Raw genomic sequence first — 24,341 nt, 5'->3', positions numbered from 1 at the left:
GAGCAGGCTCGCTCCCACAGGGAAAATGATGGGTTACAGAGAGCCGCTTTCGGTTAACAAAAGATAACGCGGCGCCGATTGTCAGACATTTGCAAAGCCCGATAGGATGAGCCAGCTTCCGAAGGGGCTCTGGATTGCGGGTTTCAGGACTATGCTTCTGAAACGCCAGTAGCCGAGCACCCTTGCGGCGCCCTTGAAGGCCCGATGGCCCAACAATAATAAATAGGGGAAGGTCTATGAGTCGTTGCCGCCCGCCGGCGTTACGCAACACCGCGTTGCTGGCCACAGCACTCTCGCTGCTGGGCTTTGCCACGTTATCGGCACCTGTGATTGCCGCCGAGGCCCCGGCTGACGTGGTCTATGCCACCGAATCGGCCAAGGCCGCAAAAAGCCTGATTCTTGATGTCGTCCACGCTGGCGCGCGTCTTGTCGCGGTCGGCGATCGCGGGCACATCGTTTATTCCGATGACCAGGGCAAAACCTGGACACAGGCCAAGGTGCCGACGCGGCAACTGCTCACTGCCGTGTATTTCGTCGACGACAAAAGCGGCTGGGCCGTGGGCCACGACGCGCAGATTCTCGCCAGCGCAGACGGCGGTCTGACCTGGACCAAACAATTCGAAGACCTCGCACGCGAATCGCCGCTGCTCGACGTCTGGTTCAAGGACGCCAGCAGCGGCTTTGCCGTGGGCGCCTACGGCACGCTGCTGGAAACCTCTGACGGCGGCAAGAATTGGGAAGACGTCAGCGATCGCCTCGACAACGAAGACCAGTTCCACCTCAACGCCATCGCCGCCGTGAAAGACGCCGGGCTGTTCATCGTCGGCGAGTCCGGCAGCATGTTCCGCTCCGCCGATGACGGCCAGACCTGGGAAAAGCTTGAAGGCCCGTACGAAGGTTCACTGTTCGGCGTGATCGGCACGGCGCAGCCGCAGACCCTGCTGGCGTACGGCTTGCGCGGCAACCTTTATCGCTCCACTGATTTCGGCAGCAACTGGGAGCAGGTCGAACTCAAAGCTGCACGTGGTGCGCTGGAGTTCGGTCTGTCTGGCGGCACGCTGCTGGAAGATGGCTCGATCGTCATCGTCGGTAACGGTGGTTCGGTGATCAGCAGCAGTGACAACGGCGAAACCTTCAGCGTGTTCAACCGCCCGGATCGCATTTCGCTGTCGTCGGTCACCGCCGCTGGCAACGGCAACCTGATTCTGACCGGGCAGGGTGGTTTGCACATCACCCAGCCAAACGGTGCCGAGACCAATAACAAGAAGGCGGGGCTATGACTTCCTTGATCACTCCTCAGCAGGAAAAGGCGACGGTTCTCGAGCGCCTGATCTTCAACAACCGTCCGGCCGTGATCCTGATCTGCCTGGTGGTGAGCATTTTCCTGTTCTGGCAGGCCACGCTGATCCGGCCGTCGACCAGTTTTGAAAAAATGATCCCGCTGCAGCATCCCTTCATCGAAAAGATGATGGAACACCGCAACGATCTGGCGAACCTCGGCAACACCGTGCGTATTTCGGTGGAAGCCACCGACGGTGACATCTTCTCCAAGGAGTACATGGAGACCCTGCGTCAGATCAACGACGAAGTGTTCTACATTTCCGGCGTCGATCGTTCCGGCCTCAAATCGCTATGGAGCCCGAGCGTACGCTGGACCGAAGTGACCGAAGAGGGTTTCGCCGGCGGTGAAGTGATTCCGCAGAGCTACAACGGTTCCCAGGACAGCCTCGATCTGCTGCGCAACAACGTGCTCAAGTCCGGCCAGGTCGGGCGTCTGGTGGCCAACGATTTCAAGTCGAGCATCGTCGACATCCCTCTGCTGGAGGCCTATCCGGACCCCCAGGATCAGGGCAAGCTGCTGGCGCTGGACTATCGCCAGTTCTCCCATGAACTCGAAGACAAGATCCGCAACAAGTTCGAAGCGCAGAACCCCAACATCAAGATCCACATCGTCGGTTTCGCCAAGAAGGTCGGTGACCTGATCGACGGTCTGGTGATGGTGGTGCTGTTCTTCGGTGTCGCCTTCGTCATCACCCTGATCCTGCTGCTGTGGTTCACCAACTGCCTGCGCAGCACCATCGCGGTGTTGAGCACGACGCTGGTGGCGGTGGTCTGGCAGCTCGGGTTGATGCACTTCTTCGGCTTCGGCCTCGACCCGTATTCGATGCTGGTGCCGTTCCTGATTTTCGCCATCGGCATTTCCCACGGCGTGCAGAAAATCAACGGTATCGCCCTGCAATCCAGCGAGGCCGATAACGCCCTGACCGCTGCACGGCGCACCTTCCGCCAGTTGTTCCTGCCGGGGATGATCGCGATTCTGGCCGATGCGGTGGGCTTCATCACACTGCTGATCATCGACATCGGCGTGATCCGTGAACTGGCGATCGGCGCGTCCATCGGCGTTGCGGTGATCGTGTTCACCAACCTGATCCTGCTGCCGGTGGCGATTTCCTATGTCGGCATCAGCAAGCGCGCGATTGCCAAGAGCAAGAAGGACGCCAACCGCGAGCACCCGTTCTGGCGCCTGCTGTCGAACTTCGCCAGCCCGAAAGTCGCGCCGATTTCGGTAGCGCTGGCGCTGATCGCCTTCGGTGGCGGCCTCTGGTACAGCCAGAACCTGAAGATCGGCGACCTCGACCAGGGCGCGCCGGAACTGCGTCCGGACTCGCGCTATAACAAGGACAACAACTTCATCATCAGCAACTACTCGACCAGCTCCGACGTGCTGGTGGTGATGGTCAAGACCAAGGCTGAAGGCTGCTCGCGCTACGAAGCCATGGCGCCGATCGATCAGCTGATGTGGAAGATGCAGAACACCGAGGGCGTACAGTCGGCGATCTCGCTGGTGACCGTGTCCAAGCAGATGATCAAGGGCATGAACGAGGGCAACCTGAAATGGGAAACCCTGTCGCGCAACCCGGACGTACTGAATAACTCGATCGCCCGCGCCGATGGCCTGTACAACAACAGCTGCTCGCTGGCACCGGTACTGGTGTTCCTCAACGACCACAAGGCCGAAACCCTCGACCGTGCGGTGCAAGCGGTGCAGGAGTTTGCCAAGGAAAACAACAAGGACGGCCTGGAATTCATCCTCGCTGCCGGTAACGCCGGGATCGAAGCGGCCACCAACGAAGTCATCAAACAGGCTGAGCTGACCATTCTGATTCTGGTGTACATCTGCGTGGCGGTGATGTGCATGATCACCTTCCGCTCATGGGCAGCGACCCTGTGCATCGTCTTGCCGCTGGTGCTCACCTCGGTGCTCGGCAACGCGCTGATGGCGTTCATGGGCATCGGCGTGAAAGTCGCGACGCTGCCGGTGGTGGCGTTGGGCGTGGGGATCGGCGTGGACTACGGCATCTACATCTACAGCCGCCTGGAAAGTTTCCTGCGTGCCGGGCTGCCGTTGCAGGAAGCCTATTACCAGACCCTGAAGTCCACCGGTAAAGCGGTGCTGTTCACCGGCCTGTGCCTGGCGATCGGCGTGTGCACCTGGATCTTCTCGGCGATCAAGTTCCAGGCCGACATGGGCCTGATGCTGACCTTCATGCTGCTGTGGAACATGTTCGGCGCGCTGTGGCTGCTGCCGGCGCTGGCCAAGTTCCTGATCAAGCCGGAGAAGCTGGCGGGGCAGAAGGGCAATTCGCTGTTTGCCCACTGATCTGACAGGCTGAAACGACAAAGCCGCAACCTTGAGGGGTTGCGGCTTTTTTTGTGAATCAAGATCAAGAGCCCCTCACCCTAGCCCTCTCCCGGAGGGAGAGGGGACTGACCGAGGGGGTGCGGCTAGATATATCGGCCTGAGATACCGAGTCGGTTATGGATTCACAGCAGAACGTTCAAGTCGGCGTAAATCTCAAATATTCCCCAATCGGTCCCCTCTACCTCTGGGAGAGGGCTAGGGTGAGGGCAAGCGGTCTCAAGCCCTAAGAAAGCTCAGCGCCAAGCACCACACTCAACGCACTGCGCGCATCATCCAACTGCACCAGCGTCGCATGCCGGGCACCCAGGGCATCGCGGTTCTCGATGGCGGTCAGAATCGCCTTATGCCTCGGCAGCGCCAATTCATGCAGATTCGGCCGTTGATTGGAATGCTTCAACGCCTCGGCAATCGCTACCGCCAACATATTGCACAGGTTCGCCAGCAGGTCGTTGTGCGTCGCATCGGCGATGCGGCTGTGGAAGTCCAGGTCCGGCTGCAACAGCGCTTCCGGGGTCGGCGCGGCTTCCATGCGTTGGTAGGCTTCGTTGATCGCGGCGATGTCGGCATCGGTTGCATGCTGAGCGGCGAGGGCGGCCGCTGCCGGCTCGATGATGCTGCGCACGCTGGTCAGCACGTTGAAGAATTCATTCTGCGGGCTGCTTTGCATCAGCCAGTGCAGCACGTCCGGGTCGAGCATGTGCCATTCGCGGCGAGCCTTGACCACGGTGCCGACGCGCGGTTTGGAATACACCAGACCCTTGGCCACCAGCACCCGCGTGGCTTCGCGCAATACCGGGCGACTGACCGCGTACTCCTCGCAAAGCAGGGCTTCGGCGGGCAGTTTGTCGTCGGGCAAAAAGCGTCCGGAGACGATCTGCATGCCCAGTTCCTGGACGATGCGCGAGTGCATGCTTTTACGGTCGGAAGGTTTGCGGTAATCCATGGGGAGTGGCGCGATCCTGAGCGATGGAGATGCCGCGCATCATAGCAGGCACGGCACAGATTTGAGGCGATACGCAAAAGCAACTGTGGGAGCGAGCCTGCTCGCGAAGGCGGCATATCAGTCAAATAGATGTCGACTGACACTCCCTCTTCGCGAGCAGGCTCGCTCCCACAGGGGAATTGCGCTGTTAGTGAGAGTGACGCGGAACCTCGGCACCTCGGCAACCAACCAGGAAGTCAAAGTCGCAACCCTGATCCGCCTGCAGGACGTGATCGATGTACAGTTGACGATAACCGCCCACCAGCAATTGCTGCGGTGCTTGCAGATCGGCCATGCGTGCGGCCAGTTCAGCATCCGGAATGTCCAGATGCAGACGGCCGCTGGCACAATCGAGCTCGATCCAGTCGCCTTCCTTTACTGCCGCCAAAGGCCCGCCCGCAGCGGCTTCCGGGGCGACGTGCAAAACCACCGTGCCGTACGCGGTGCCGCTCATGCGTGCATCGGAAATGCGCACCATGTCGGTCACGCCTTCTGCCAACAGCTTGGCCGGCAGGCCCATGTTGCCGACTTCAGCCATGCCCGGATAACCCTTCGGCCCGCAGTTTTTCATCACCAGAATCGAATCCTTATCGACGTCCAGCTCCGGATCGTTGATCCGCGCCTTGTACATGTCGAAGTTCTCGAACACCACCGCACGCCCGCGATGCTGCATCAGTTCAGCGCTAGCGGCGGACGGCTTGAGCACCGCGCCCAACGGCGCCAGATTGCCGCGCAACACGCAGATGCCACCGTCAGCGCGAATCGGATTGTCGAGGGTGCGGATCACTTGGTCTTCGCCGTAGATCGGCGCGTCCTTGGTGTTTTCGCCGATGGACTTGCCGTTGACCGTCAGTGCATTCGGGTTGGGGATCAGATTGGCTTCACCCAGGCGGCGCAGCACCGCTGGCAAGCCACCGGCGTAGTAGAACTCTTCCATCAGGAAACGCCCGGACGGTTGCAGGTCGACGATGGTCGGCATGCCGCGGCCGATGCGGGTCCAGTCGTCCAGATCCAGCTCGACGCCGATGCGTCCGGCAATGGCTTTCAAGTGGATCACGGCATTGGTCGAACCGCCGATGGCAGCGTTGACACGAATAGCGTTTTCGAAGGCTTCCTTGGTGAGGATCTTCGACAGCTTCAGGTCTTCACGCACCATCTCCACCGCACGCATGCCGGACATGTGCGCCAGCACATAACGGCGTGCATCCACCGCCGGAATCGCGGCGTTGTGCGGCAGCGAAGTGCCCAGCGCTTCAGCCATGCACGCCATGGTCGACGCGGTGCCCATGGTGTTGCAGGTGCCCGCCGAACGCGACATGCCGCCCTCGGCTGCGAGGAAGTCATCGATGGTGATGGTGCCGGCCTTGACCTGTTCGCTGAGCTGCCAGACCACGGTGCCCGAGCCGATGTCCTTGCCTTTGTGCTTGCCGTTGAGCATCGGCCCGCCGGTGACGACGATGGCCGGCACGTCGCAACTGGCCGCGCCCATCAATAGTGCTGGAGTGGTTTTGTCGCAACCGGTGAGCAGCACCACGCCGTCGATCGGGTTGCCGCGAATCGCTTCTTCAACGTCCATGCTCGCCAGGTTGCGGGTGAGCATGGCGGTCGGGCGCAGGTTCGATTCGCCGTTGGAGAACACCGGAAACTCCACCGGAAAACCACCAGCCTCGATCACCCCGCGTTTGACGTGCTCCGCGATCTGGCGGAAGTGCGCGTTGCACGGGGTCAGTTCCGACCAGGTATTGCAGATGCCGATGATCGGCTTGCCGTGGAACTGATGGTCGGCGATGCCCTGATTCTTCATCCAGCTGCGGTACATGAAGCCGTTCTTGTCGGCCGTGCCAAACCATTGGGCGGAGCGCAGGGTGGGTTTCTTATCAGACATGATCGATTCTCTTATTGTAAGACTATTGTTTGCGAGCTGACGCTTAATCTAAGCGCAAAATCGACGCTTTGGAAGTGTTGTTGGGTAATTAGTATTACTATATAGTCGTTTTCGACGGAGGGATGGCCCTGGTTGTTTTTGGCGAGAGGTGTCCCCCGAGGTTCTATAAAAACAACAATCGGAGACCGATCTCATGAGCCAGGAATTGCGGCTTGTCCGGCGCATCACACTGAAACTGATTCCCTTCCTGATCCTGCTGTACCTGATCGCCTATGTGGATCGCTCCGCCGTCGGCTTCGCCAAGCTGCACATGGGCGCGGACATCGGTATCGGCGACGCCGCCTATGGCCTCGGTGCCGGGCTGTTCTTCATTGGTTACTTTCTTTTAGAGATTCCCAGCAACCTGATGCTCGAACGCTTCGGCGCACGACGCTGGTTCGCGCGGATCATGATCACCTGGGGCGCGATCACCATCGGCATGGCCTTCGTGCAAGGGCCGCACAGCTTCTACGTGATGCGCTTTCTGCTCGGCGCGGCCGAGGCGGGCTTCTTCCCCGGCGTGCTGTACTACATCACCCAATGGTTCCCGGTGCGCCATCGCGGCAAGATCCTTGGCCTGTTCATCCTCTCGCAACCGATCGCGATGATGATCACCGGTCCCGTGTCCGGTGGTTTGCTGGGCATGGACGGCATCCTCGGCCTGCACGGCTGGCAGTGGCTGTTCATCGTCATCGGCACCCCGGCGATCCTGCTGACCTGGCCGGTGCTGCGCTGGCTGCCGGACGGCCCGCAGCAAGTGAAGTGGATGGATCAGGCGGAAAAAGACTGGCTGACCGGCGAACTGAAAAAGGACTTGCAGGAATACGGCCAGACCCGTCACGGCAATCCGCTGCATGCGCTGAAAGACAAACGTGTGTTGTTGCTGGCGCTGTTCTATCTGCCGGTGACCCTGAGCATTTATGGTCTGGGCCTGTGGCTGCCGACGTTGATCAAACAGTTCGGCGGCAGCGATCTGGTCACCGGGTTCGTCTCTTCGGTGCCATACATTTTCGGGATCATCGGCCTGCTGATCATTCCGCGCAGTTCCGACCGCTTGAATGATCGCTACGGCCACTTGGCGGTGCTCTATGTGCTCGGTGCGCTGGGCCTGTTCCTCAGTGCCTGGCTGTCGCTGCCGGTGGCGCAACTGGCGGCGCTGTGTCTGGTGGCGTTCGCGCTGTTCTCATGCACCGCGGTGTTCTGGACCTTGCCGGGGCGTTTCTTTGCTGGCGCGAGTGCGGCGGCGGGGATTGCCTTGATCAACTCGGTGGGCAATCTGGGCGGGTATATCGGGCCGTTCGTGATCGGCGCGTTGAAGGAATACACCGGCAATCTGGCTTCGGGGTTGTACTTCCTCTCGGGCGTGATGGTGTTCGGGCTGATTCTGACCGGCGTCGTCTACCGCGTACTGGAACGCAAGCATGTGCTGCCCGTCGACCAGTTCGCCGCCAGCGCCCGTGGCGCGACCCGAACTTGACTGACCAACACTGGCCCCTGTGGGAGCGAGCCTGCTCGCGAAGAGGCCATCACATTCAACACTGTTGGTGACTGATACACCGCTTTCGCGAGCAGGCTCGCTCCCACAGGGGATAGCGGCGTTTTTGATGGAACAGGAGAAAATCATGCATCTGGTTCAATTCGAATTACCCAACGGCGAGCGCCGGGTCGGCGTGGTCGACAACGGTCAGGTCCGCGAAGTCGAGGACGCCCGCAGTGTCCGTGATCTGGCCCTGGCGGCAATCGAGGCCGGCAGCTCCCTTGAGCAGCAAGTACAAAGCCTCGGCCTCGGCGCCAGCCACGACTACGCGCAATTGCTCAAAGACCTGCGCATCCTGCCGCCACTGGATCACCCGGACCCGGCACACATGCTGGTCAGCGGTACTGGTCTGACCCATCTGGGCAGTGCTTCGGCGCGGGACAAGATGCACCAGCAGGCCGGCGATGAAGCGGCGATGACCGACACCATGCGCATTTTCAAATGGGGCGTGGAGGGTGGCAAACCGGCGGCGGGGCAGGCCGGTGTGCAACCAGAGTGGTTCTACAAGGGCGACGGCAGCATTGTCGTGCGTCCGGGGCAGCCGTTCCCGCTGCCGCCATTCGCCGAAGACGCCGGCGAAGAGCCGGAGATGGCCGGCCTGTACGTCATCGGCAACGATGGCAAGCCGTATCGCCTCGGTTTCGCGGTGGGCAACGAGTTCTCCGACCACGTCATGGAGCGCAAGAATTACCTGTACCTGGCGCACTCGAAATTGCGCAGTTGCAGTTATGGCCCGGAACTTCGCACCGGTGAATTGCCTCAACACCTTGCCGGCACCAGCCGAATTCTGCGTGACGGCGAAGTGCTCTGGCAGAACGAGTTCCTCAGTGGCGAGGCCAACATGTGCCACAGCCTGGCGAACCTCGAATACCACCACTTCAAATACAGTCAGTTCCTGCGTCCGGGCGACGTGCACATTCACTTTTTCGGCACTGCGACCCTGTCGTTTGCCGACGGCATCCGCACCCAGCCGGGCGACACGTTCGAGATCAGCCAGGCCGACTTCGGCGCTGCGCTGGTCAACGGTATCGCACCGGTCAAAGCGGCTTTTGAACCGGACAGCATCGGCACCCTTTAAGGAGATCCCATGACTCAGATTCTCGGTCACAACTACATCGGCGGTCAGCGCAGCGCCGCCGGCAGCGTCAAACTGCACTCGGTCGACGCCAGCACTGGCGAGGCCCTGCCGCATGATTTCATTCAGGCCACGGCCGAAGAAGTCGACGCCGCCGCCAAGGCCGCCGCTGCGGCTTACCCGACCTATCGCAGCCTCAGCGCCGAACGTCGCGCGCAGTTCCTCGACGCAGTCGCCGATGAGCTCGATGCGCTTGGCGACGACTTCGTTGCCGTGGTCTGCCGCGAAACCGCGCTGCCGGCCGGACGCATTCAGGGCGAGCGCGGTCGCACCAGCGGGCAGATGCGTCTGTTCGCCAAAGTCCTGCGTCGTGGTGATTTCTACGGCGCACGGATCGATCAGGCATTGCCGGATCGCCAGCCGCTGCCACGTCCGGATCTGCGTCAGTACCGCATCGGCCTCGGCCCGGTCGCGGTGTTTGGTGCGAGCAACTTCCCGCTGGCGTTCTCCACTGCCGGTGGCGATACCGCAGCAGCACTGGCCGCGGGTTGCCCGGTGGTATTCAAGGCCCACAGCGGCCATATGGCCACGGCTGAACTGGTCGCCGACGCGATCATTCGTGCCGCAGAAAAAACCGGTATGCCCGCTGGCGTGTTCAACATGATTTACGGTGGCGGCGTCGGCGAATGGCTGGTCAAGCATCCGGCGATTCAGGCCGTTGGTTTCACTGGCTCGCTGAAGGGCGGTCGCGCCCTGTGCGACATGGCTGCCGCACGTCCGCAACCGATCCCGGTGTTTGCCGAGATGTCGAGCATCAACCCGGTGATCGTCTTGCCGCAGGCCCTGGCCACGCGTGCGGAAACCGTCGCGCGCGACCTCACCGCTTCGGTAGTGCAGGGTTGCGGTCAGTTCTGCACCAACCCGGGTCTGGTGATCGGTATTCGCTCTGCGCAGTTCAGCGCGTTTGTAGAGCAAGTCGCCGCTGCGATCGGTGATCAACCGGCGCAAACCATGCTCAACGCCGGCACCCTCGGCAGCTACGGTAAAGGCCTGGAAAAGCTCCTGGCGCACAGCGGCATTGAGCATCTGGCCGGTAATCCGCAGCAGGGCAATCAGGCGCAGCCGCAGTTGTTCAAGGCCGATGTCAGCCTGTTGATCAACGGCGACGAAGTGCTACAGGAAGAAGTGTTCGGTCCGACCACAGTAATCGTCGAAGTGGCCGATCAGGCACAACTGAGCGCAGCGCTGCACGGCCTGCACGGTCAACTGACCGCGACGATCATTGGTGAGCCGTCTGACTTCGAGCAATTCGCCGAACTGACGCCGCTGCTGGAACAGAAAGTCGGGCGCATCCTGCTCAACGGTTATCCGACTGGTGTCGAAGTGTGCGATTCGATGGTGCATGGCGGCCCGTACCCGGCGACGTCCGATGCGCGCGGCACGTCAGTGGGCACGCTGGCGATCGATCGCTTCCTGCGCCCGGTGTGCTTCCAGAACTACCCGGACAGCTTGCTGCCCGAACCACTGAAAAACGCCAACCCGCTGCGGATTCAGCGCCTGGTGGATGGCAAGCCATCGCGTGAGGCGATCTAGCCAACACCGCGATTTTTTGTGTTGATCGTTCCCACGCTCTGCGTGGGAATGCAGCCCGGGACGCTCTGCGTCGCACTGGAACGCGGAGCGTCCCTTGAGGCATCCCCACGCGGAGCGTGGGAACGATCAGACAGAGGTTCCAGCAGGGGCCTCTGGATCACATTGGGCTATCATTGGCCCTTTCCCCCCTAGAAAGACTGTTTGCCATGACTGCCCAAACCCTTCTCAACGCCCTCGAACACTGCGATATGGTCGAAATCGATGGCCTGCACGCCTTCGAATTCGCCCTCGACGAGGACGATAACCTGCACATCGAATGCATTGATGGCCGTGCAGCCAAGCACTGGGAATTCACCCCGGCGCAGGTCGCGCAAGCGACGTTCGATGAGACGCTGCAGAGCTGGCTGATCGTCGGTTACGCCAGCGACACCAAGACCACGGGCGAGCATCGTCTGGTGTGCCTCGGCGACGTAGTCAGCAGCAGCGACGATGAGGATGACAATAATGAAAATGCGTAACTTCTGGCCTTTGCTGATGGCCGGCAGCGTCGGCGCGATGGGGCTTTCCAGCGCCAGCGCCGACACCTTGCAGTTGCTGGTCGGCTCGTACACCGCCGGTTCCAGCCAGGGCATCTACCGCATGCAGTTCGACAGTGCCACCGGCCAGATCGACGCCAAGCCGCTGCAAGTGGTCAAGACCGAAAACCCTTCGTGGCTGACCCTCTCGAAAGACCAGAAGCGTTTGTTCGTGGTCAACGAAAACGGCCCGGGCCAGACCGATCCGGTCGGCCGCGTCAGCAGCTTCGCCATTGACCCGAAGACCCATGCGCTGAGCCTGATCAATCAGGTGCAGAGCCTCGGTAACGAGCCAACCCATTCCAGCCTCAGCGCTGATGCCAGACACCTGTTCGTCAGCAACTACTCGGTGATGGAAGACCCGGGCGGCACCCTGGCGGTATTGCCGGTCGATGCCGACGGCCAGCTGAAACCGGTGGTGCAGATGAGCGGCCACCCGGCCAGTCGGGTCAACCCTGAGCGCCAGGCCTCGAATCACGTGCACTCGACGGTGTCTTCGCCGGACGGTCGCTATGTGTTCTCCAATGATTTGGGCGCGGACAAGGTTTTCATCTATCAGTACGACCCGAAGGCCAACCCGCACCTGCCGCTGACCCCGGCGAAAACCGCCTCGGTAGCCTTGCCGGCCGGCAGTGGCCCGCGTCATCTGCTGTTCAGCGCTGACGGCAAACACGCCTGGCTGACCATGGAGATGAGTGCACAGGTCGCGGTGTTCGACTACAAGGACGGCGTACTGACCCAGACGCAGTTGGTCGATCTGGCGGCGGGCCAGCCAACCTCGGACAAGGCCGGCGCGGCGCTGCATGCTTCGGCTGACGGCAAGTTTCTCTACGTGAGCAATCGCGGCACGGCCAATCAACTCGTAGTGTTCGGCATTGATCCTGCGACCGGTCAGCTCAAAGAGCTGCAAAAGCGCTCGGTCGAGGGGGATCACCCGCGCGAGTTTGCTCTCGATCCGAGCGGTAAATTCGTCTTGATCGCCAACCAGAAGAGCAACCAGATTGTCGTCGTCGAGCGCGATACCAAGACGGGTCTGCTCGGTAAAACCGTGCAAAAACTGCCGATGGACGCGCCAAGCGATCTGAAGTTTCTAGTGCGACAATAAGCCACAGGCCCCGGTCTGCGGGGCCTGCATCGTTGTATTAATTGCACTGATATCGGCTAATGCTACAAAAGATTTCAAGCGAGCAACCCTCGAGCGTTACGTTTGTTTCACAGCCCGCCGGGCAAACCAAGCAAACGAACACGAGGGTTACCGCCATGAATTTCAATCTCTTCTCCGTCATCGCCGCTTCCGCCATTTCTGCCACCGTGGTATTGCCAGCCGGTGCCAACGTCGAAATCGCCAGCAAAAAATCCCACACCCAGAGCTACACCCAGAAATACCTGCAACAAAGCGCCAACTTCTACGCCGCGCTGGATCACAAAACCCAAGCCTGAAATTCCCGTCTCCTTGTAGGAGCTGCCGAAGGCTGCGATCTTGATCGTTCCCATGCTCTGCGTGGGAACGATCAAACAAGAGATCGCAGCCTTCGGCAGCTCCTACGCGCGCGCGTAACCTGATCGTTCCCCCGCTCTGCGTGGGAACGCAGCCCGGGACGCTCTGCGTCCCATTGGAACGCGGAGCGTCCCTTGAAGCATTCCCACGCGGAGCGTGGGAACGATCAATCGTCAAAAGATCGCAGCCTTCGGCAGCTCCTGTGCGCGTACGCGTTCTCCACTCATAGGTTTTCTCTCGCGGGCAAATAGAGCCGCTAAATAATCAACGAAGCTGATATTCACCATTGCAAACCCTGAGTGGTTGCTTCGGCTTTTTTGATTGATTCTGTGGCCATCGAAACCTTTGCCCACGGAGAACACCATGGCCAGCGCAATCCTCACTTCCGCCAAACGCGGCGCCTACCTGGCCATCGGTCTGTACCTGGCCGTGGTGCTGTTTGTCAGCATCGGCGCACAAATGGAACACAGCTTCGACGCCCCGATCGACGTCGCCCACCCCGGCATCCAGTTCGAACTGCGCTCGCAAAGCGCAATGGTCGACAGGGCCGAACTCGCAGGAGTCGGCGGCGCATGAAAGGCTACAGACTCTGGGTCATCGCCAGCCTCGCGCTGATGACCAACGGCGCCTCACTGTTGGGATTTGGCCAGGGCTCGGTGGGCGGCTTGGCCCGGGCCATAGAGGCCAACCACAACATCGCCCACAACATTGAAAGAGCCAACACGCTGGGGTTGATGGCCGGCAATCCACCGGTCAAGGTCGCGCTGGATTTTCTCGGGCCGTTTGAAGTGGATTGCATGGCGCTGGGCATGTGCCAAGCACTGGCCTAATGATCGTTCCCACGCTCTGCGTGGGAATGCCTCAAGGGACGCTCCGCGTTCCACTGGGACGCAGAGCGTCCCCGGCTGCATTCCCACGCGGAGCGTGGGAACGATCAAGAGAGAGAGAGTTACTTCTTCATGATCGAGGTGAACAGTTCGGATTCGAGCAAGCTCTGCAACCAGGCTTGCAAGCGAACATAAGGCGTCTGCGCGAACCACTCGCGATCAACGTGAGCGAACTGCCGGACGAAGGGCAGCAGGGCGATGTCGGCGAGGCTCGGATGATCGGCCAGCAAGTACTCACGTCCTTCAAGCAGCTCATCCAGTTTCTGCAGAAATAACGCACCTTCAGCCCGATAAGCTTCCATCGGCTGCTCAGGGTAACGCTCGGCGTACTTGTAGCGATTCAAAGCCGATTTGAAAATCTGATCATTGCCTTCAATCAGTTTCTCCATCCACAGTGCCGCGAACGAATCACCGCCCAGCAACCAATCATCCGGATCATTCTGCGCCAACGCCCAGCGCATGATCTGCAGACTCTCATCGATCACCACGCCATCGGCATTCAGCACCGGCACGGTGCCCTTGGGCGAGAGTGCGAGCATTTCCGCCGGCTTGTTCTTGAGGCTGACCTCAACGATCTCCACCGGCACGCCCGCATAACGCAACGCCATTCGCGCACGCATGGCGTAAGGGCAGCGGCGGAAGGAATACAGCGTGTTCATTTCACCTCCAGCGTGCTCAAACCATTGCCCTGGCGCCGCACCTGAATCTGCACCGGAATCCGCTCGTGCATTTCCTGCACGTGGGAAATCACCGCCACCTTGCGTCCCTGCGCCTGCAAGCCATCGAGCGCGTCCATGGCCAGTTGCAAGGATTCCGGATCTAGGCTGCCGAAACCTTCGTCGATAAACAGCGATTCGATTTTCAGTGTGCTCGACGCCATCGAAGCCAGACCCAGCGCCAACGCCAGTGATACGAGGAACGTCTCGCCGCCCGACAACGAATGCACCGAGCGCAGTTCGTCGCCCATTTCCGTGTCCATCACCAGCAGGCCGAGCATGCTGCCGCCACGTTTGAGGCGATAGCGTTTGACCAGTTGGCGCAGCTGCGCGTTAGCGTGGTGCACCAGCAGGTCGAGGTTGTAGGCCTGGGCGATCTTGCGGAAGGTGTCGCCGGTGGCTGAGCCGATCAAGGCACTGAGTCGCGCCCAGCGTTGATACTCGGCGTAGGCGTCAGCGATCTGCCGGGCCAACGCCTGATTGGCGTTCTGTCGGCGCTGGTCTTCCGCCTGTTCGGCGCGCAGTTCGGCGCACTGCTGTTCGCTGACGGCGAACTGGTTTTGCAGCTCGGCGAGGGCGCTGTCCAGCTGTTCGGCGTGAAGATTGCCGTCCTGCCGGGCCTGGTGATCGAGCAGGCGCTGATCGCGCTCTTGCAACAAGACCTGGGCCTGTTCGATGGCTTTTTCGTTGTGCTGAAGGGTCTGACGCAGGTCGGCGACTTGCGCGTCGTCGAAGCGCAGTAAGTCTTCCAGGCCGCTGTCATCCAGTTCCGGGTGGCTGGCGCGCCAATCGGCGATCTTGCCGGCGAGTGCCTGTTCTTCAGCCTCCAATGCTTTCAGGCGATCCTGCTGTGACTTGAGTTCGGCTGCGGTCTGCACCAGCTGCGTGCGCACGCTTTGCAGCTCTTCAGCTGTACTGGTTTCGGCTACGCGCGCCTGTTCCACCGCGTGTTCCAGCTGCTGCTGCCAATGCTCGGCGCTGTCGTGCTTGCCAAGTAACTGCGCGAGTTTTTCCTGACAGCTTTGCTGCTGCTCGGTCAGCGCGGTGAATTGTTGCTCGGCGCTGTGCAGTTGCTGAGTGCGCAGCTGTTGGCGATCCTGTTCTTTCTCCAACGTCTGCTGGCGTTGCTGCTGTTCGCTCAGCTCTTCCTTTTGCTGTTCGAGCTGGGCCAGACGCTCGGCGATCTGCCGATCCAACTGCATGAATGTTGCCGCCGGCTCCAGGCGCAGTGCTTCGAGGGTGTCAGCCGGCAGCAGCGGACCGAACGCGCTGAGTTCTTCTTCAAGGCGCTGACGGTCGCTGTTGAGTTCATGCTGCTGATGGCTCAGCTGTTGCGCCGCTTGCTGATACGCCACCTCGGCCTGACGCAATTGTTGCGACAAGCGCGCCGCGTCCTGTTGCAAGGTGAGCAGGGCGCTTTGCCGTTGCTCGTCTTGAGTGATGCTCTGGTTCAACTGCTCGGTCTGGCGGCTGAGCCAGGCGTCGCGTTTGTCGGCGTCCTGATTGAACAGTTGCGCGGCCAGCGGATGCGCCTCGAGGCTCGGGGCCAGGGCTTGTTGCTGCGCCGCCAGTTGTTCCTGTTGCTGCAGCAGCTCTTTCTGTTGCGCGATCACGCCACCGACTTCGCCGCGCAGCTCGATCAGTTTTTCCTTGAGCTGATCGACCACTTGCTGGGCGTTGGCCTGTTCGCTTTCATCGTGACGGCCAAGGCTTTGCAACAGCGCTTCGGGCTGATGATAGGGATGCTCGTTGCTGCCGCAGACCGGGCAGGGCTGATCGTCCTGCAACTGCGCGCGCAACTCTTCGACACTGGCACTGCGCGCCAGCCGCTGACGCTCGAGCAGTTCGCGAGTGACATTGAGGGTCTGCTCGGCGACGGTCAGCTCGGCCTTGGTTTTCACACCGTCCTGGGTCAGACGTTCACGTTGCTGCTGCGCGTCGAGCTGACGTTGTTGCAACTCGGCGCTGCGCTTGTCGAGATCCTGCTGAGACGCCCACAGGCGCGACAGGTCTTCGATTGCGCGCAGCTGTTTGCGGTTGTCCTGCAGCAAGGTGCCGAGCAGGCCGATCTGTTCCGCAACCGCATCGGGCTCGGCGCCGGCCTCTTTGAACAGCACTTCCAGTTGCTGTTTGTGCGAGGCCAGTTGCTCAGCACTGCGCGCGGCGTTCTGTTCGAGGGACGACAGTTCGGTCTGGCCCTTGTTCATGCGGTTGCCGATCAGCATCAGCTGTTGCAGACGGTCGCGATAGGCGCTCCAGGCATCGCTCAACGGCGCCAGATGCGCACTCTGCTCAAGCTCGGTGGCGATGCGTTGCAAACGCTCGGCGACCTCAGCCTGTTTTTCCTGCAAGGTCTGAATCGCGCTCTGGCCATCCTTGAACGCTTGCTCGGCGGTTTGTCGGGCTTCGGCGCTGCTGGCAGTGTCCTTGATCAGACGGGCGAGGGTGCTTTGCTCTTCGAATGCCTGACGCAGCAACGGCGCGTTTTCGCTCTGGCGTTGTTGTGCTTCGCTGAGGGCGACTTTTGCTGTATCGAGGTTTTGCGCCAGTTGCGTCTGGCGTTCGCCCAACGCGGCGTGTTGTTGGGTGTGCGCGGCAATCTGCGTCGTCAGTGGCGTCAGCAGCGCATCAAGCTCGGCCTTGCGCGCGAACTGATGGCGTTGCGGGCCAAGCTGTTCCAGACGCGTCAGCTTCACCCGCTCGCCGGCCAGTGCCTGCCATTGCTGTTGCGCGGTTTGCAGTTGTTCGCTGGCGGCTTTTTGCGCGTCCTGCAACTGACGCAAATCCTTCAGCCAACCGTGTTGTTGCTCAAGCTGTTTGAGCTGCGCCTGTTGCGCCTTCATATGTTGCTGCGCGGTGTTGAAACGCTCGTCGAGTTCGGCGCGCGCTTCCGGCGCCAAAGGCGTTACCCCGGTAGCCTGATCCTGCAACAGCTTGTGCGCTTCGCGGGCTTCTTTGGTCTTGTCGAAAGCGCGGCGGCCGAGGCGGGTGTAGAGCGCGGTGTCTGTGAGTTTTTCCAGCAGTTCACTGCGGTCGTTGTCGTCAGCCTTGAGGAACGCGCTGAACTCACTCTGCGCCAGCAGCACAGCGCGAGTGAACTGTTCAAAGTTGAGGCCCAGCGCGGCTTCCAGCTGGGTTTTGTATTCGCCTTTCTGGCTGGCGAGCAGTTGATCCTGATCGATGTCGCGCAGGCTCTGCCGACTGGCCTGGAGTTTGCCACCAGCCTTCTCGCGAGCACGATTGGCTTCCCAGCGCGCGCGATAGCGGCGGCCATCGACGCCGACAAAATCCACTTCGGCATAGCCTTCACCGGTGCCGCGTCGCAGCAAGGTGCGCGGGTCGCCAGTGGCGATTTCACCGTCAGCATCGGGGACTTTGGCATCGCGACCGGTGTTGTTCAGGCGCGGCACGGCGCCGAACAGCGCCAGACACAACGCATCAAGCAACGTGCTCTTACCAGCGCCTGTGGGGCCGGTGATCGCAAACAGACCAGCGCTGGCCAGCGGTTCGGCGGTGAAATCGATCTCGAACGGACCGGCCAGCGAGGCGAGGTTCTTCAAACGAATGGCGAGAATCTTCATGGCTGCTCGCCCTCCAGTTGCACGTCCTGCAGCAGTTCGGCGAAGTCCTTGAGCGTCTGCTCGTCGACCTCGCTGCCGTAATTGTCGAGCCAGGCGCGGCTGAACAATTCCTGCGGGGTGAGCTGGTCGAGTTCGATCAACGTGCTGCCGTCATCGCTGCCATCGGCGCCACGATTGCCGGCGTATTCAGCGGCGATGCGCACCAGTCGCACGGCTTTGCCTTGCAGTGCGGTTTCCACTTGATGGCGCAGATCCGGCTGCGGCTCATCCAGGCGCACGCGCACTTCGAGCCAGGGCTGGCGCTGGGTTTCGGCGAGCAGATCGATGTTCGGCAGGTCGGCCAGTTGCAGCAGAATCTCGGCCAGCGGTGCCGGGCCGATGCGTTGCAGATTGACCGAGCGCGGGATCAGTTTCGGCTCGACGCTGACCAGGGTTTCACCCTCGAGGACCACATCGAGAATCTGATGCTGATAACCGATTTCGGAGAACGACAGCGGAATCGGCGAGCCGCTGTAGCGAATGCGCTCCTCGCCGTTGACCTTCTGCGGCTTGTGCAAATGGCCGAGGGCGACGTAACTGATGCTTTCGCCGAACAGGCTGGCGGGCAGCGCTTCGGCATTGCCGATGATCAGGCTGCGCTCGGAATCCTCCGACACCGAGCCCCCGGCCATGTGCGCGTGGCTGATAGCGATCAACGCCTGCCCGGGTTGACGCTTGGCATTCGCCGCCGCGATCAGCCATTCATGCACCTGACCGATGCCGCGCAGATAGTTGTCACCCAGATGCGCGCCAGTGACTTCCGCCGGGCGCAAAAACGGCAGCGCCAGACACCACGCGGCGATTTCTCCTTGGGCATTCGGCAGCGGCAGCAGCAGGCGCTCGGCATCGAGTTGCCCGTCATCCAGCCACAAGACCCGACCCAACGCGTGAGTGCGCAAACGCCGCATCAACGGCGCCGGCAGCTCGATCCGCGAGCCGGAATCATGGTTGCCGGCGATCATCACGATGGTCAGCAACGGCTGCTGTTCGTGAGCGCTGACGATGAAGTCGTAAAGGCGTTCCTGAGCTTTGACCGGCGGATTGACCGTATCGAAGATATCGCCGGCAATCAGCAGCACATCCGGCTGCGCCAAGTGCAACTGGCGCAGCAGCCATTCGAGAAAACACGCGTGCTCGAAATCGCGCTCCTGGCCGTGCAGGTTTTGCCCAAGGTGCCAGTCGGAGGTGTGGAACAGACGCAAGGTGGACTCCGCATTTTGATCAAGAGGGTGGCCGCGAAGAAGAACGGGCGGCGAAAGGAGGGGAGTTTACTGGCAAATCACGCCCCTTGCCTTGTCGCGTGTCTGCTTGCACCGACAGCGGCGAATATTTCGGTAATCGGCCGATGCGGCTGGCGCTTGTGCATCCGCCGCACTTGTTCACTCAGTCGCAACAACTCTTCACTGGGCTTGGCCCATTGCTCTTTCGGCAATGGCTCGGACCAGGCACGCATAACATCCGGCAGCGCCTGCTTGCCGATTCTTTCCAGCCGACGAATTTCCCATTCGAGCAGACGGTTGGGAATCGTCCATAAGGTCATGACGTGATACAGGTACCAGAAGAACCCCGACAACCGCGAGCGGCGGCCTTCATGGATCTCCTGATGCATCCGCGCGCGGGCATTGTGGAATGTATGCAGGCCTTCGTGGGGTGGGTCGTCCGGGCCTTGCAGATCCTGCAAATCCTGAATCGATTTGAGGTCGTTGACCTCGTACTCCATGTAACCGCGAATCGCTTCCCAATGGCTGATCGCGAGCTCCAGGCCGGCGCATTGGAATTCCTGGCTTATGAGGGTTTCACCTTGGTAGAAACCGATGCCCATACCGTATTGGCGATGGATCCCGAACTGGGTGGCGCCCTTGGCTTCGATGATCCACGCGCTGAGCGACTCCCACGGGACAAAAACCGGCTCGGTGGCGCCTTCGGGCATGAAGCAGACTTCGCGGCGTTGGCGGTTGAAGCGGGTTGGGATGAGGGAGAGGCGTTTTTTGTGGACGTGGTGCCAGACGCCCAGGCCGATACCCAAGGCCATAAAACCCGTTAATAACGCCAATTTGTAAAGGGCAAGAAAAACACCCTCAATAATTTCCTGAATAAACTCCCAGTTATCTCCAAACATGAGCCCAATAAAGCCTCCCACCAGTGGATATAGAAACGCGATCATGAATGTGCCACTGAACGGTCCTCCTAAAGTCATCTGCCACATGAATACCTGCGGGTTTCCCAACCCGAAGTCCATGTAAACACTGTTTAGTACCCCTATATGAGGCCCGTAGGGTGGCGTTTGTGTTGGTAATGGCAAGGGCGCGAGATAGGTAATTTTTCCACTCGGAAACGGCTCAATAAATCCCGCTTGTTTCGGCAGTTCAAATGCCACTCTTGGTGTTTGTTTGTCGTTGCTATTGCGCATGGTCGGCTCGCTCCAGATACTGGATTTCGACCTTCACAAGTGGTGGCTTTTCTTTGACAAACTGAGGTGCAACTACGGCGTAGTGTCCGTCTCCACGAGGATCCAGATGGATTACTCGGGTTCGTGACTGCCACTCACCCCTTTTGTTCATAGCCTGAATGCACACCGCCAACTCCAGTGTTTCTTTCGCCGGGACGAATTCAGAGTCGGAATTTGTGGGGTATTGAAGACAGAGCACGAGTCCCTCCGAATTGGACTTGACGATGCGCAGGCTATTCACAATTTCGTTGCTGATGACATCTCTCCGCTCCCGTGGAACTCCTCTACTGTGCAGCGGAGTGGAAATGCGGTGTGCGCCGATACCTAGCCGGCAGCTTGGTTCACTGCCAAGGGGAGGTAACAAGTCATTCAGCGTCAGTCGAGGCAGCACCAGATGAATATCGCTGGTCTTGGCTATGACCAGCAGATCTTTCAGCCAGTAGTCATGCGGATTTCTCCCAAGTTGCGCGTAAGGCGCGTGAATTAAAAAAGCCAAGTAACTTTGATAGTCATCAAGTGTGTGGTCACCACGCATCTCGCCATCCCTGCTCCATGGTGTGATTGTCAGCCATTTATCGTGGGCACTGAGGTTGAAGCGGCTATACAACCAACTTCCGCTGAGCTCCAGGACCGTAAATAGCGCGCCCGCCAAGTTGAAACGGAAGAACACCGTAGAAAGGCGTGTACCCGCAGCGGCCCACGCGGCAGTTCGTGCAGCACCGTTTGGCGCCACAATCACGGTATAACCTGCGTACAGGGTGTGACCCAAACCATATGCGTTGACGGTTGTCATTCCGCTGGAACCCAAGGTGCCCAGTGCCGCTGCATTACCCGCCGAATGGCTTCCACTACGAATCGCCTGCTCCCAATTTTTGCGCTGCGTAACAAGACTGTTCGCAGACGATGCCAACCCTGCCAAATAGGTGAAAAAACCTAATCCCACATGCAGTTTCCCCAACTGCACATGCACGTTTTTCAGCGCCGCCTGCTGAAGATTCGTCGCCAGAAATGAACTGCGGTTTTTCAAGGCTGTATCCCCAAGACTTTGCGCGGCAGTAAATCCTGCAGCCCCAGTAGCGACAATCGCATTGGCGAATGGCTGCCAAACTCGTTTATTCGCTGTTTGCCTACGCAGTTCACGCAAAGCCCCCACCAAATTCACCACCTGCACCAACACCACCAACAACCCCATCCCCTCCGTCCGCACCAGACTCGCCTTCGAAACCCCCGCCACTCCCGCGCGAATGTTCTCCAGCAACCCACGCAATTCCCCGTGCTGCGCCGGCGGAAACACCACCGTCAATCCCGCTTTCGCCGGGGTGGCGCCATACAGTCGCGCCGAGCGATCCGGCAGTTCGTCGATCGGGCTTAACGCTGCCGCAAGGCGGCCTTCGAACAAGGCCAGTTGCGTGCGCACGCGGACGATTTCCTGCTGCATTTCCACCGCCCGGGCGGTTTTGTGGCCTTGGCGGTTTTTATTGTGGGTGAGCTGGTTGCGTTCGCGGTTGAGGGTTTTCAGGTAGTCGCGCTCGCGCAGCACTTCCTTGATCGTGGCTTGCAGCGCCGCTTGCTCCGCCGGGGTGGACACGGTGAAGGTCACGCCGCTGGTTCGCGCGGCGTCGAACACGCGCAGGCGCAGGGCTTTGGGCAGGCGCTGGAACAGTTCGTCGAGGTCGGGAATTTTCTCGCCGGCGAGATCAAAGCCTTCCAGCGCCCGGCTCAGGCCGAGGTTCAGCGCCGGGCTGTAGGTGTCCTGCACGGCATCGGCGAGGACGCGGCTGTGTGCCGGCAGATCATCCAGCGCGGGCAGCTGCGGCTGCTCGATGCTCTGCAATTTGGCCAGCCAGTCCGGCAGGTTGTTGAACATCGCCATGCCGGCGTTGAACAGCGTTGAATATTGCCCGGCCTGTTCGGTCTGCAAACGCAGCGACAAGGTGTAGAACAACGGGCGGGTCAGTTGCGGGTGTTGTTCGAGGTAATCGAGCATTTGTTCGTTGGCCGCGTCGCTGCGGCCGATGTCCTTGAGGCAGGCGTATTCGCTGGCGAGCGCCTGATCGATCTGCACTTGACCGTCGAAATACCACGCCGAGCGATGGAAACGCCCGGCGCACAGCAGTTGCGCGCGATCGGCGGTGATGCGTTCGAGCAGGCGATTCCAGCGTCCGAGGTTGTCGCGATGACTGTTCAGAACCTCGTCCATCGCCGGGCGGTCGATCAGGTCGTTGATGCCGCGTTTGCCGCTGAGCAACGGGCCGTCGAGCACGTCTCTCATGCGTCGGTTCTGATCCTTGCCGAGGTCGACCAGTGTGTTCAGATGGCGCTCGACGAAGTCGGCAGGGGCGACTTCAGAAAAATATTCGCGGGTGTAAAAGCGTCGGTCCGCCTCGGCGGTGACGCGAGCGTGCGCGGTGAAATCAGGGGCGACGCCATCAAAGCGGTTCAGCGCCAATGACTCGTCCAAAGCCTTTTCGCGCTGTTGTTGCAGTTCAGGTCGAGCCTGAGTATCGGTCGGGACAACCTCACCCCCCTTGTTCAAATACTCAAGCAGCGCCTGCCGGGTATTTTCCCGGTCCGGTTCGGGCAATTGCTCCAGTTCAGCAAACAATGCCTGAGCACGTGGATCGTCGCTGGCCTTGGCCAGGGTGTCGAAATCCTGAGCGCCCAACTGGCTCAGCGACTCGATGTAGCTGGCCAGCAGATAGTCGCGCTCGTTGTTGTCAGTGTTGCTCCACTGCTCGATCCAGCCGACCACCAGATCCTGATAATCAGCCAGATCGCGCATCACCCCAAGGTCGTCGTTGACCAGCAGAAACAGCGTGTCGTCCTGATAAGGCCCGCGCACCCGACCAAGAAATTCGCCGATATGCGCCTCGCGAAAACGTCGCGGGTTTTCCCACAGATAAGGTTCGCGTTCGTGCTCCGGCGCATCGCTGACCTGCACCGCCGGCATCCGCGTGGCGTCTGCCTCGGCCAGCGGTTTCGCTGTGCAGGCCACTTCCGCCAGCCACTGTTTGGCCTGGGCCACGGTGAGCAGATGCTCGCCGCCGATCAGACAATGCACCGGGCCGAGATCGACCGCCTGCATGAAGTGCTCGCGTTCCTCCGCGCTGTCCAGCACCTGTCGGCATTTCGCCGCGCTCAACTGCACATCGGCGAAGGTCACGTAGAGGGTGCTTTTGCGCGAAAAGATCAACGCCGGACGTTCTTCGATGGCGCTGCGCTGATCCTCGCTGACGCTTTTGCCGCGATGCAGCAATGCGCTGATGACACCTTCCAGCACGCGGTATTCGTAGAGCTCGCCGCTGAGACTGTCGACGATGTACAGCCAACCGTCGCGCAGGCGGCGGATGCCCATGGGGCGCGTGGTCAGGGTGTACGGCAGCGTGAGCTCGGTGCTGGGGTCGAAGGGTTTTTCCACCAGGCCGTACGCGAGGGGCAGCAGTTGCACGTGGGTGTTGCGCAAGGGGCAGGCGGCGGGGCCGATGATCGGGGCTTTGGACGCTGCGGCTGCCGCGAGGTTGGCGGGGTGCATCATTGAGCACATTTCCCTGTATCTGTTTGTGACAGAGAAATGTGCGTGTATCTGGAAAACGACAGCAGTCAGATCTTTCTGTGTTTTGCGTAGGAATCGAACACTCGGGATGAAACCTACAAGGGATCGTCTGAAATCTTACAGAGGTTGCTTCGGATGAATCGTGAGTAACCCTGAAGGCGTACCCGCGCTCGCAAACCTACGCTGATAAATAGATCCGTTAACAAGCTCATTGCCTACGGATTTGAGC

18 protein-coding genes are annotated in these 24,341 nt (G+C 60.4%); 10 read left to right on the top strand and 8 right to left on the bottom strand.

The window, feature by feature from the left end:
- The first annotated feature begins 236 nt into the window (after nucleotides 1-236).
- Together AB4O45_RS01660 and AB4O45_RS01655 are read left to right on the top strand one after the other, a co-directional pair.
- On the top strand, nucleotides 237-1,280 hold the full coding sequence (locus AB4O45_RS01660; protein ID WP_460160993.1) for a WD40/YVTN/BNR-like repeat-containing protein: 1,044 nt from the start codon (nucleotides 237-239) through the stop codon (nucleotides 1,278-1,280).
- On the top strand, nucleotides 1,277-3,661 hold the full coding sequence (locus AB4O45_RS01655; RefSeq protein WP_042606775.1) for an efflux RND transporter permease subunit: 2,385 nt from the start codon (nucleotides 1,277-1,279) through the stop codon (nucleotides 3,659-3,661). The genes AB4O45_RS01660 and AB4O45_RS01655 overlap by 4 nt, the downstream gene beginning before the upstream one ends.
- A 265-nt stretch (nucleotides 3,662-3,926) precedes the next feature.
- Here AB4O45_RS01655 and AB4O45_RS01650 read toward each other — a convergent pair whose 3' ends face one another.
- On the bottom strand, nucleotides 3,927-4,646 hold the full coding sequence (locus AB4O45_RS01650) for a FadR/GntR family transcriptional regulator (protein ID WP_024013185.1): 720 nt from the start codon (nucleotides 4,644-4,646) through the stop codon (nucleotides 3,927-3,929).
- Nucleotides 4,647-4,833: 187 nt separating this feature from the next.
- On the bottom strand, nucleotides 4,834-6,570 hold the full coding sequence (locus AB4O45_RS01645; RefSeq protein ID WP_071172698.1) for an IlvD/Edd family dehydratase: 1,737 nt from the start codon (nucleotides 6,568-6,570) through the stop codon (nucleotides 4,834-4,836).
- A gap of 193 nt (nucleotides 6,571-6,763) precedes the next feature.
- On the opposite strand from AB4O45_RS01645, the gene AB4O45_RS01640 reads away from it, so the two are divergent.
- From AB4O45_RS01640 to AB4O45_RS01615, 6 genes are all read left to right on the top strand, one after another.
- Nucleotides 6,764-8,086 (top strand): MFS transporter, encoded by a 1,323-nt coding sequence (locus AB4O45_RS01640; RefSeq protein ID WP_071172697.1) that lies wholly within the window; start codon nucleotides 6,764-6,766, stop codon nucleotides 8,084-8,086.
- A 145-nt stretch (nucleotides 8,087-8,231) separates the two neighbouring features.
- Complete coding sequence (gene araD1, locus AB4O45_RS01635) at nucleotides 8,232-9,224, top strand: AraD1 family protein (protein WP_130911255.1); 993 nt, start codon at nucleotides 8,232-8,234, stop codon at nucleotides 9,222-9,224.
- Between the two features lie 9 nt (nucleotides 9,225-9,233).
- Nucleotides 9,234-10,814 (top strand): aldehyde dehydrogenase (NADP(+)), encoded by a 1,581-nt coding sequence (locus AB4O45_RS01630; protein WP_460160992.1) that lies wholly within the window; start codon nucleotides 9,234-9,236, stop codon nucleotides 10,812-10,814.
- A 206-nt stretch (nucleotides 10,815-11,020) separates the two neighbouring features.
- Nucleotides 11,021-11,332 carry a DUF5629 family protein gene (locus AB4O45_RS01625; RefSeq protein ID WP_460160991.1) on the top strand — a complete coding sequence of 104 codons (312 nt, stop codon included), beginning with the start codon at nucleotides 11,021-11,023 and terminating at the stop codon, nucleotides 11,330-11,332.
- Nucleotides 11,319-12,494, top strand: a complete 1,176-nt coding sequence (locus AB4O45_RS01620) for a lactonase family protein (RefSeq protein ID WP_460160990.1) — start codon at nucleotides 11,319-11,321, stop codon at nucleotides 12,492-12,494. The genes AB4O45_RS01625 and AB4O45_RS01620 overlap by 14 nt, the downstream gene beginning before the upstream one ends.
- Nucleotides 12,495-12,649: 155 nt before the next feature.
- Nucleotides 12,650-12,829 carry a hypothetical protein gene (locus tag AB4O45_RS01615; RefSeq protein WP_016775003.1) on the top strand — a complete coding sequence of 60 codons (180 nt, stop codon included), beginning with the start codon at nucleotides 12,650-12,652 and terminating at the stop codon, nucleotides 12,827-12,829.
- Nucleotides 12,830-13,060: 231 nt separating this feature from the next.
- On the opposite strand, the gene AB4O45_RS01610 is transcribed toward AB4O45_RS01615, so the two are convergent.
- On the bottom strand, nucleotides 13,061-13,252 hold the full coding sequence (locus AB4O45_RS01610) for a hypothetical protein (RefSeq protein WP_353189003.1): 192 nt from the start codon (nucleotides 13,250-13,252) through the stop codon (nucleotides 13,061-13,063).
- Here AB4O45_RS01610 and AB4O45_RS01605 point away from each other — a divergent pair.
- Together AB4O45_RS01605 and AB4O45_RS01600 are read left to right on the top strand one after the other, a co-directional pair.
- Complete coding sequence (locus tag AB4O45_RS01605; RefSeq protein WP_039763920.1) at nucleotides 13,251-13,463, top strand: hypothetical protein; 213 nt, start codon at nucleotides 13,251-13,253, stop codon at nucleotides 13,461-13,463. The two genes, AB4O45_RS01610 and AB4O45_RS01605, sit on opposite strands and share 2 nt — an antisense overlap.
- Entirely contained in the window at nucleotides 13,460-13,717 is a 258-nt protein-coding gene (locus AB4O45_RS01600) for a hypothetical protein (protein ID WP_056789426.1), read from the top strand. Before AB4O45_RS01605 ends, AB4O45_RS01600 begins: the two co-directional genes overlap by 4 nt.
- 119 nt (nucleotides 13,718-13,836) lie before the next feature.
- Here the strand turns inward: AB4O45_RS01600 and AB4O45_RS01595 are convergent, their stop codons facing one another.
- The 5 genes from AB4O45_RS01595 to AB4O45_RS01575 all read right to left on the bottom strand — a co-directional run bounded on the left by AB4O45_RS01595 (nucleotide 13,837) and on the right by AB4O45_RS01575 (nucleotide 24,094).
- Nucleotides 13,837-14,433, bottom strand: coding sequence for a glutathione S-transferase (locus AB4O45_RS01595; protein WP_460160989.1), 597 nt, complete (start codon nucleotides 14,431-14,433; stop codon nucleotides 13,837-13,839).
- Nucleotides 14,430-18,071, bottom strand: a complete 3,642-nt coding sequence (locus tag AB4O45_RS01590; RefSeq protein WP_460160988.1) for an AAA family ATPase — start codon at nucleotides 18,069-18,071, stop codon at nucleotides 14,430-14,432. Before AB4O45_RS01590 ends, AB4O45_RS01595 begins: the two co-directional genes overlap by 4 nt.
- Entirely contained in the window at nucleotides 18,068-19,312 is a 1,245-nt protein-coding gene (locus AB4O45_RS01585) for an exonuclease SbcCD subunit D C-terminal domain-containing protein (RefSeq protein WP_256810092.1), read from the bottom strand. The genes AB4O45_RS01590 and AB4O45_RS01585 overlap by 4 nt, the downstream gene beginning before the upstream one ends.
- A 77-nt stretch (nucleotides 19,313-19,389) precedes the next feature.
- On the bottom strand, nucleotides 19,390-20,520 hold the full coding sequence (locus AB4O45_RS01580; RefSeq protein WP_083613212.1) for a hypothetical protein: 1,131 nt from the start codon (nucleotides 20,518-20,520) through the stop codon (nucleotides 19,390-19,392).
- Nucleotides 20,510-24,094, bottom strand: a complete 3,585-nt coding sequence (locus AB4O45_RS01575; protein ID WP_460160987.1) for a toxin VasX — start codon at nucleotides 24,092-24,094, stop codon at nucleotides 20,510-20,512. The genes AB4O45_RS01580 and AB4O45_RS01575 overlap by 11 nt, the downstream gene beginning before the upstream one ends.
- Nucleotides 24,095-24,341: the final 247 nt, after the last annotated feature.

This window comes from Pseudomonas sp. S2_B10 (genome assembly GCF_054668425.1).
The sequence above is the reverse complement of the archived record's forward strand: the minus strand, read 5'-3'. Positions and strand labels throughout refer to the sequence as shown.

Bases quoted from the DNA above. Each gene is read 5' to 3' on its own strand.
- AB4O45_RS01660 (WP_460160993.1), top strand. From the start codon at position 237: ATGAGTCGTTGCCGCCCGCCGGCGTTACGCAACACCGCGTTGCTGGCC.
- AB4O45_RS01655 (WP_042606775.1), top strand. From the start codon at position 1,277: ATGACTTCCTTGATCACTCCTCAGCAGGAAAAGGCGACGGTTCTCGAG.
- AB4O45_RS01650 (WP_024013185.1), bottom strand. From the start codon at position 4,646: ATGGATTACCGCAAACCTTCCGACCGTAAAAGCATGCACTCGCGCATC.
- AB4O45_RS01645 (WP_071172698.1), bottom strand. From the start codon at position 6,570: ATGTCTGATAAGAAACCCACCCTGCGCTCCGCCCAATGGTTTGGCACG.
- AB4O45_RS01640 (WP_071172697.1), top strand. From the start codon at position 6,764: ATGAGCCAGGAATTGCGGCTTGTCCGGCGCATCACACTGAAACTGATT.
- araD1 (WP_130911255.1), top strand. From the start codon at position 8,232: ATGCATCTGGTTCAATTCGAATTACCCAACGGCGAGCGCCGGGTCGGC.
- AB4O45_RS01630 (WP_460160992.1), top strand. From the start codon at position 9,234: ATGACTCAGATTCTCGGTCACAACTACATCGGCGGTCAGCGCAGCGCC.
- AB4O45_RS01625 (WP_460160991.1), top strand. From the start codon at position 11,021: ATGACTGCCCAAACCCTTCTCAACGCCCTCGAACACTGCGATATGGTC.
- AB4O45_RS01620 (WP_460160990.1), top strand. From the start codon at position 11,319: ATGAAAATGCGTAACTTCTGGCCTTTGCTGATGGCCGGCAGCGTCGGC.
- AB4O45_RS01615 (WP_016775003.1), top strand. From the start codon at position 12,650: ATGAATTTCAATCTCTTCTCCGTCATCGCCGCTTCCGCCATTTCTGCC.
- AB4O45_RS01605 (WP_039763920.1), top strand. From the start codon at position 13,251: ATGGCCAGCGCAATCCTCACTTCCGCCAAACGCGGCGCCTACCTGGCC.
- AB4O45_RS01610 (WP_353189003.1), bottom strand. From the start codon at position 13,252: ATGGTGTTCTCCGTGGGCAAAGGTTTCGATGGCCACAGAATCAATCAA.
- AB4O45_RS01600 (WP_056789426.1), top strand. From the start codon at position 13,460: ATGAAAGGCTACAGACTCTGGGTCATCGCCAGCCTCGCGCTGATGACC.
- AB4O45_RS01595 (WP_460160989.1), bottom strand. From the start codon at position 14,433: ATGAACACGCTGTATTCCTTCCGCCGCTGCCCTTACGCCATGCGTGCG.
- AB4O45_RS01590 (WP_460160988.1), bottom strand. From the start codon at position 18,071: ATGAAGATTCTCGCCATTCGTTTGAAGAACCTCGCCTCGCTGGCCGGT.
- AB4O45_RS01580 (WP_083613212.1), bottom strand. From the start codon at position 20,520: ATGCGCAATAGCAACGACAAACAAACACCAAGAGTGGCATTTGAACTG.
- AB4O45_RS01575 (WP_460160987.1), bottom strand. From the start codon at position 24,094: ATGATGCACCCCGCCAACCTCGCGGCAGCCGCAGCGTCCAAAGCCCCG.